The sequence below is a fragment of the Peribacillus sp. NPDC096540 genome, from assembly GCF_050278525.1.
Taxonomy (GTDB): domain Bacteria; phylum Bacillota; class Bacilli; order Bacillales; family DSM-1321; genus Peribacillus.
The window spans coordinates 33,764-40,558 of sequence record NZ_JBNNTG010000036.1 but is presented as its reverse complement, the minus strand read 5'-3'; the positions used below and the strand labels follow the sequence as shown (position 1 = coordinate 40,558).

Here is a 6,795-nt window from a genome sequence, read left to right as displayed (position 1 = left end):
AAGGTAAAATTAAAAGACCTGAGTCCGATAGAATACCGAACTCAGGTCTTAGAAGCTGCTTAAACTATATGTCTAACTTTATTGGGTCAGATCAATTTTGCCTACAGTTTTTTTTGTTTTGAAATGGAAGTATTAAAACTTGAGGTGATGAGGATGCTTTCTAAACATGATTCTATTCAGCGAGATCAACTTTAAATAATTACTTTAGATCAACTGGTGCCAGTGAACCATTTGGTTCGAAAAATTGAGGCCGTACTAACATTTAGTTGTATTTTGTGCTGAAAAAAGTAGCTATAGAAGTTAAATAAATTTAATAAACGAAGATTTTTGTAAGCGTCTCCGATTACGGAGAGAATATATCATTTAATACGAAGCCAAGTTCCAATGGTAAAAGAAGATCAATTTTTTTATCCTGATATCGAAATAATAAATTGGCAAATTCATGAAGGGGAAATAGTCAATCTTGTCGAAATGGCGATTGGAGAAATTGAATTTTAAAACTAATAAAGGGAGCAGCTTTAATCTAAAATTTAGAGTGTAACTGCTTCCCTTAATGAGTTTTTATGGAATTAAATCATAGACTGTAATTACAGTATGTTGGTTCTATTTTCGCGCAAAATCCTATTTCCCCCTTGTTTTTTCCATAGAAGAAACTAGTCAAAAAATTAACCTTTGCTCAACGGGAATAAATAGGGGGATTTTAAAATAAAACTATCTATCTATTGAATCAATAGGTTGTTCTAATCTCATATGAATTAATAACAAAGAACAAAATGGAGCGAGCACCTTTAAAAGCAAAGTAAAAACTATCAACTCAACTCAATATAAAAAAGAGGTAGTTGTTCTATTGATCCCTAATATTACTTTACTCACATCATCAAGATTAAGTTCATCTCGCCCATCTGTTATAATATTAATAATTTGACTATATTTGTTAAAAATACTATTATGAAAACGTATACATAGTTTAACTTCATAGATTAACTTCATAGATTAATAGATTGAAGGAGGAGTAACATGCCTAAAACTTTGTTTAAACTTGATCTTAGTAAACCGATGGAGCAACAAGCACACCCGGGGCATAATCGTTGGCATCCGGATATTCCCGCTGCTTTTTCAGTAGAGCTGGGCCAATCGTTTCGTATGGAGTGTAAAGATTGGACGGATGGACAAATTAGCAACAATGACGATCCTCGTGACATTAGGGATGTTATTTTGCCGCGAGTTCATGTATTAAGCGGACCGGTTTATGTAAATGGAGTGGAACCGGGTGATTTATTAGTTGTTGATATTTTGGATATCGGTGCGTTTGCTGAGTCTGAATGGGGTTTTAATGGAATTTTCGCCAAGGAAAATGGAGGAAGTTTTTTAACGGAACATTATCCGGAAGCAGCGAAATCTATCTGGGACTTTGAAGGGATTTATACGACTTCAAGGCATGTGCCAGGTGTTAAGTTTGCCGGGCTTATCCATCCTGGGTTAATTGGTGTAGCGCCTTCAATGGAGCTTTTGCAAGAGTGGAATAAACGAGAAAATGAATTGAAGATGACAGATCCCGACCGTGTACCTGAACTAGCAACTTCTCCCCAAGCAGAGCATGCAGTGCTAGGCACGTTAAAAGGAGCAGAATTTGATCGGGTGGTCAAAGAGGGAGCGAGAACCGTGCCTCCAAGGGAAAATGGAGGAAACTGTGACATTAAAAATTTATCAAAAGGTTCAAGAATTTTCTTCCCAGTATTTGTGGACGGGGCAAAACTTTCGGTAGGTGACCTCCATTTTTCACAAGGGGATGGCGAAATTACATTCTGCGGTGGGATTGAAATGGCGGGATGGATTGATCTTCGTGTCGACGTGATTAAGGGAGGTATGGAGAAATATAAAATTAAAGACAATCCTGTCTTCAAACCTGGTCCGGTTGAACCAAATTATTCCGATTATTTAGTGTTTGAAGGCATTTCAGTAGATGAGTTTACAGGAAATCAACATTATTTGGATGCAAATATTGCTTACCGCCGAGCTTGCCTGAATGCAATCGAATATTTGAAAACACTTGGTTATACAGGAGAGCAGGCATATATGATATTAAGTACAGCGCCTATTGAAGGCCGGATAAATGGAATCGTCGACATCCCGAATGCATGTTGTACCGTGGCCATTCCGACCCAAATATTTGATAAAGATATTAATCCGAAGTAATAAATAGATGGATGAAGGGGGACTTTCCTTGCCTAGTTACACCTTTAACTGCAGTCAATGCGGTGAGTTCACACTATTCTTTAAGTCAATGGCAGGCTATAAAGGAACAGCGCAATGTCCTGGCTGCCATCAGGAGGCTTCCCGTGTCTACCAACCACCCAATTTGTTTTCTAATTCAAAGGAAATACGCACCCGTATTGAACGGGGGATGGAGCCTCGTAGAATGACAAAAGAAGAATTAGGACCAAAACAAAGTAAAAGGAAACCACAAGTCAGTCGTCCATGGCAAGTAGGGCAGTAAGCAAAGACAATTTCTCCTATAAACACTAAAAAAGCACAAAAAGGAAGATCAAATTCCTTTTTGTGCTTTTAGTTTTTATTTAAAGGGATAAAAGGTAACATCTAAGATTTTACCGCGATTTGTTAAAAAGTCGTGATTTTCTAGACAAATATATTGGTAGCAATAGGGATTGAACCCTACAAGAGTATTCTATTGTTCCCTACGCTTATCTAATAGTTCTGCAGCTCTTCTGGCTTTTTCTCTCGAGGAATTAATATAAGGCTATGTTAAAGGAAAAGGTTGATTTATTCGTAAAGTGGTATGATGACGCCTGCCCTACATCTAATAAAATTATTTTAATTTATTTTCCAAATAGATATAACAGAACATATATTCGTGTTATATTTTACTTGATAATACTAACAAGGAGGATAATTGTGAAATTAAAAAACATTAACATTGAAGAACGAATGAAACATTATAAAGTGCAAGGTTTAAGTATCACATTGCTTGAGGGCGGTGAAATTAGTGGAACAGAAAATTACGGCATATTAGAAGTGGAAAGCAATAGAAAAACAAATGAAGATTCTATTTTTAGTGTGTGTTCAATTAGCAAGTTCTTAACAGGAATACTTGCTATGAAGCTAGTAGAGGAAGGACTTCTTGATTTAGATGATGATGTGAATGAAAGTCTTGTATCGTGGAAAGTACCAGAAAATGATTTTACCAAAAATAAAAAAGTGACATTGAGGAACTTACTAAGTCATCAATCTGGAATTAAAGACCCTGAAGGTAGTTTTCCTGAACTGAATTCAAAAATAGGGGTTCCTTCGATGGTTGAATTATTAGAGGGGCAAACTCCTTATTGTAAAACTCCTATTGACGTCAAGTGTGAACCAGAAAGTGAATTTCATTATTCGGATGCAGGTTTTTGTATCATTCAGCAACTGATAGAAGATGTTACTGAAAAACTGTTTCATCAAGTTATGAATGAGCAAATATTTGACCCATTAGGAATGGCAAATAGCCAACTCAATACAACAATGTTGGAAGTGGATAGACAAAATTTTTCTTGTGGTCACAACAAAAACGGTGAATTAGTAGATGGAAAATATCCTATATATCCTTATCCAGCGGCTTCTGGATTATGGACAACTTCTTTGAATTTAGCTGAATTAGTTCGTGAGTTAATGAATGCTGTAAAAGGAGAAAGCATGGTTGGCATTTCGAAAAGTTTAGCAAAAGAAATGATAACCCCACAAAGAGGTAAAAGTTGGACTGGATTAGGTGTGTTTCTTGAAAGCTCTGAAAAAGAACTAGAAATTACATCACTTGGTTGGGGAGTGGGTTTTCAATGTATGATGGTGGCGTTTCCGTATTTAGAGAAAGGCGCCGTCATAATGACGAATGCAGAATTGGGTGTTCATCAAATGGAAGGTATTATAGGAGAAATATATAAATCTCTTTTGTCTTAAAAAGCGTTAAGGGGGGAGAAATATGCAGATAGCCTTAGCAAATCCAACTCATATACCTGAAGTTGTGTCGTTCTTCAACGAAAATTTAGACCGCAATAACAGTGCGGTTTATTCTGAAGAGTTTTTATGTCCTCTTGGAATTAAAGCAGCCATAAGAAGAAAGCAAATGATAGTGGCAACAGTAGAAGGTCAAGTAGTAGGGGCTTTTCGGTTTTACCGAAAAAAAACACAAAACAAAATATCTTTATACCAATTTGCGATTAGTGAAATTTATCGCGGTCAAGGGTTATTAAAAAAGATGTTAAAAACGATAAATGATTTACCTATCATTTCACTATGTCCGACTGATTCCTTTTTAAATGATTATTATGATAAATCAGGATGGTATTTACAAGAACAAAATGAGGAATTTAATGTGTGGATTTTTAATGACTGAACACGGTTTTCCTTTTATCTAATAAGTAGTATAGTCATTTTCTTCTTCAACTAGGGTGTTTAAGTAAAAAACGGACAGCAAGATACATGAGCTTGGAGATACATTTCCCAGCTCATTTTTTATGTGCATTTTTATTTTCCTATAATCTTGGCACTTAGAATGCGAAGTTTCTCAGTCTTAAAGGACTGAGCCTTTGTGGTGTTTTTGAAAGAAAACAGAATTCATTAATCATCAGGGAGTGACAGGCACCGTTATTACGTTTTTCTAATTTCTTACCTTAGCGTTGTGACGGGGGCACTGGTACTTATTACTTTAGTCATCTTAAATAGAATGTTGGATGTAAAGCTTCTGTAAATTGAGATTTACAAAAGCTTAGTGTGGGAATTATGTTTGCTTAATATTTGTTTTGTATATTCATAGTGTGAAACAAAATAAAAACAAACATATTTAGGGGGAAAACGACAATGTCTTGGAACCGTAAGTGGAAAACAGGAATAATCGGTGCAATGACTATTTCAATGTTAGCAGCATGTTCATCAAATAATAATAGTAAAGAATCAAGCGCAGGAGAAGAAGAAGATTATAACAAATTGACATTGACACAAATAGAAGACAAGGCAAAAGAAGAAGGCAAAGTTAATTCAGTTGGGATGCCGGATACTTGGGCAAACTGGGTGGAAACTTGGGATGAGTTGGCCAAAAAATATAATGTGCAACATACTGATACAGATATGTCGAGTGCAGAAGAGTTAGCAAAATTTGCAGCTGAAAAAAATGATGCAACAGCTGATATTGGTGATGTTGGAATTGCCTTTGGACCTATTGCAGAGGAACAAGACTTAACGATTCCCTATAAAACGTCCTATTGGGATGACATTCCAGATTGGGCGAAAGATGATAACGGAGACTGGGTAGTTGGCTATACAGGAACGATGGCAATTATTACAGATAAGAATAACGTAAAAACGGTCCCGACTTCTTGGGAAGATATAAAAAATGGTAATTACACAGTTAGTATTGGTGATGCGCTAACAGCAAACCAAGCACAATTTGCTATATTAGCAGCTGCTTATGCTTTCGGTGGAGACGAAAAGAATATTCAACCGGGTATTGACTTCTTTGCAGAATTAGCGAAACAAGGTCGTTTATCTGCTGGTGATCCAAGTGTTGCTAATCTAGAAAAAGGTGAAATTGATGTTGCTTTACTTTGGGACTTTAATGCACTGGGTTATCGCAAACAAGTTGATGAAGCACGATTTGACGTAACGATTCCAGAAGAGGCATCTGTTACATCTGGTTATGCCACAATCATTAATAAATATTCAAAAAAACCGCATGCTGCTATGTTGACTCGTGAATACATTCTTTCAGATGAGGGTCAAGAAAATTTAGCAAAAGGGTATGCACGTCCAATTCGTGAAAATGTTGAATTATCAGAAGAAGTTCAATCTCTTCTATTACCGGATAACATGTATAAAAATGCCCAACCAGTTGGCGATCAAAAGGCTTGGGAAGAAACAACAAAACAAATTCCTCAAATGTGGCAAGAGAAGGTGTTAATCCATGTCAAATAATCGTTTAATTATGATCGTTGTGGATGCGTTGCGTTTTGATACAGCGTGTTCTCATATGGGTTTTATGCAACATCTCGTTGAACAAGGAAAGGTTGCGCGTTATGAAGTGAAATCGGAAGTCCCTTCTTTATCTCGGCCACTATATGAAACAATTTTGACTGGAACGCCACCTTTAGTCCATGGAATTGTTGGTAATGGAGTCGTCCGCTTATCAACACAAGAAAGTCTGTTTCATTTAGCAAGACGCAGCGGGAAGACAACCGCTGCAGCTGCTTATCATTGGGTAAGTGAGCTATATAATCATGCGCCATTTCGTCCTGGTATGGATCGAATTCAATTAGATAAAGATGCCCCGATTGAAAATGGTCTGTTCTACTTTGAAGATCATTATCCAGATAACCATTTATTCGCAGAAGCTAGGTGGCTCGTTTCAGAAAAGAAACCAGATTTCCTCTATATTCACCCGATGAATGTAGATGATGATGGACATAAATTTACAGCAGATTCTGTTCAATATCGAAATCGCGTTTTAGCTACAGATGCTTTATTGGCACTTTCGTTGCCAGAATGGATGGAACTTGGATACAACATTATCGTGACAGCCGATCACGGAATGACAAGCGATGGAAATCACGGTGGGAATACACCTAATGATCGCCATGTTCCGTTATTTATTGCTTCGAATAAAGTGAAGCCTGTTGTTCAGGATCAAATTATCTCTCAACTACAAGTGGCGCCACTTGCTTGCCATTTACTCGGAATCGATCCATCAGAAGCGATGGTCCCTCTCATAATACCTGGGGTCTAGTCAATTAAATAAAGGGAGACATCATG

At 36.9% G+C, this 6,795-nt stretch carries 6 protein-coding genes; all 6 read left to right on the top strand.

Features of this window, described 5'->3' with window-relative positions:
- Nucleotides 1-1,017 precede the first annotated feature (1,017 nt).
- The 6 genes from fmdA (at nt 1,018) to ACQKMR_RS23425 (ending at nt 6,769) form a co-directional block, all read left to right on the top strand.
- Nucleotides 1,018-2,196: a formamidase gene (gene fmdA / locus ACQKMR_RS23450; RefSeq protein WP_427699439.1), complete on the top strand. Its 1,179-nt coding sequence runs from the start codon at nt 1,018-1,020 to the stop codon at nt 2,194-2,196.
- A 28-nt stretch (nt 2,197-2,224) separates the two neighbouring features.
- A complete protein-coding gene (locus ACQKMR_RS23445; RefSeq protein WP_427699438.1) occupies nt 2,225-2,497 on the top strand; it encodes a zinc ribbon domain-containing protein in 273 nt (90 codons plus the stop codon).
- Between the two features lie 416 nt (nt 2,498-2,913).
- A complete protein-coding gene (locus ACQKMR_RS23440) occupies nt 2,914-3,951 on the top strand; it encodes a serine hydrolase domain-containing protein (protein WP_427699437.1) in 1,038 nt (345 codons plus the stop codon).
- Nucleotides 3,952-3,973: 22 nt separating this feature from the next.
- Nucleotides 3,974-4,387, top strand: a complete 414-nt coding sequence (locus ACQKMR_RS23435; protein ID WP_427699436.1) for an N-acetyltransferase family protein — start codon at nt 3,974-3,976, stop codon at nt 4,385-4,387.
- A gap of 464 nt (nt 4,388-4,851) precedes the next feature.
- Entirely contained in the window at nt 4,852-5,961 is a 1,110-nt protein-coding gene (locus tag ACQKMR_RS23430) for an ABC transporter substrate-binding protein (protein ID WP_427699435.1), read from the top strand.
- The gene (locus ACQKMR_RS23425) at nt 5,951-6,769 is read left to right on the top strand and encodes an alkaline phosphatase family protein (protein WP_427699434.1); all 819 of its coding nucleotides are present in this window, start codon (nt 5,951-5,953) and stop codon (nt 6,767-6,769) included. The genes ACQKMR_RS23430 and ACQKMR_RS23425 overlap by 11 nt, the downstream gene beginning before the upstream one ends.
- Nucleotides 6,770-6,795: the final 26 nt, after the last annotated feature.

Excerpts from the sequence above, each read along its gene's own strand:
- fmdA (WP_427699439.1), top strand. The coding sequence starts at position 1,018 with ATGCCTAAAACTTTGTTTAAACTTGATCTTAGTAAACCGATGGAGCAA.
- ACQKMR_RS23435 (WP_427699436.1), top strand. The coding sequence starts at position 3,974 with ATGCAGATAGCCTTAGCAAATCCAACTCATATACCTGAAGTTGTGTCG.
- ACQKMR_RS23430 (WP_427699435.1), top strand. The coding sequence starts at position 4,852 with ATGTCTTGGAACCGTAAGTGGAAAACAGGAATAATCGGTGCAATGACT.
- ACQKMR_RS23425 (WP_427699434.1), top strand. The coding sequence starts at position 5,951 with ATGTCAAATAATCGTTTAATTATGATCGTTGTGGATGCGTTGCGTTTT.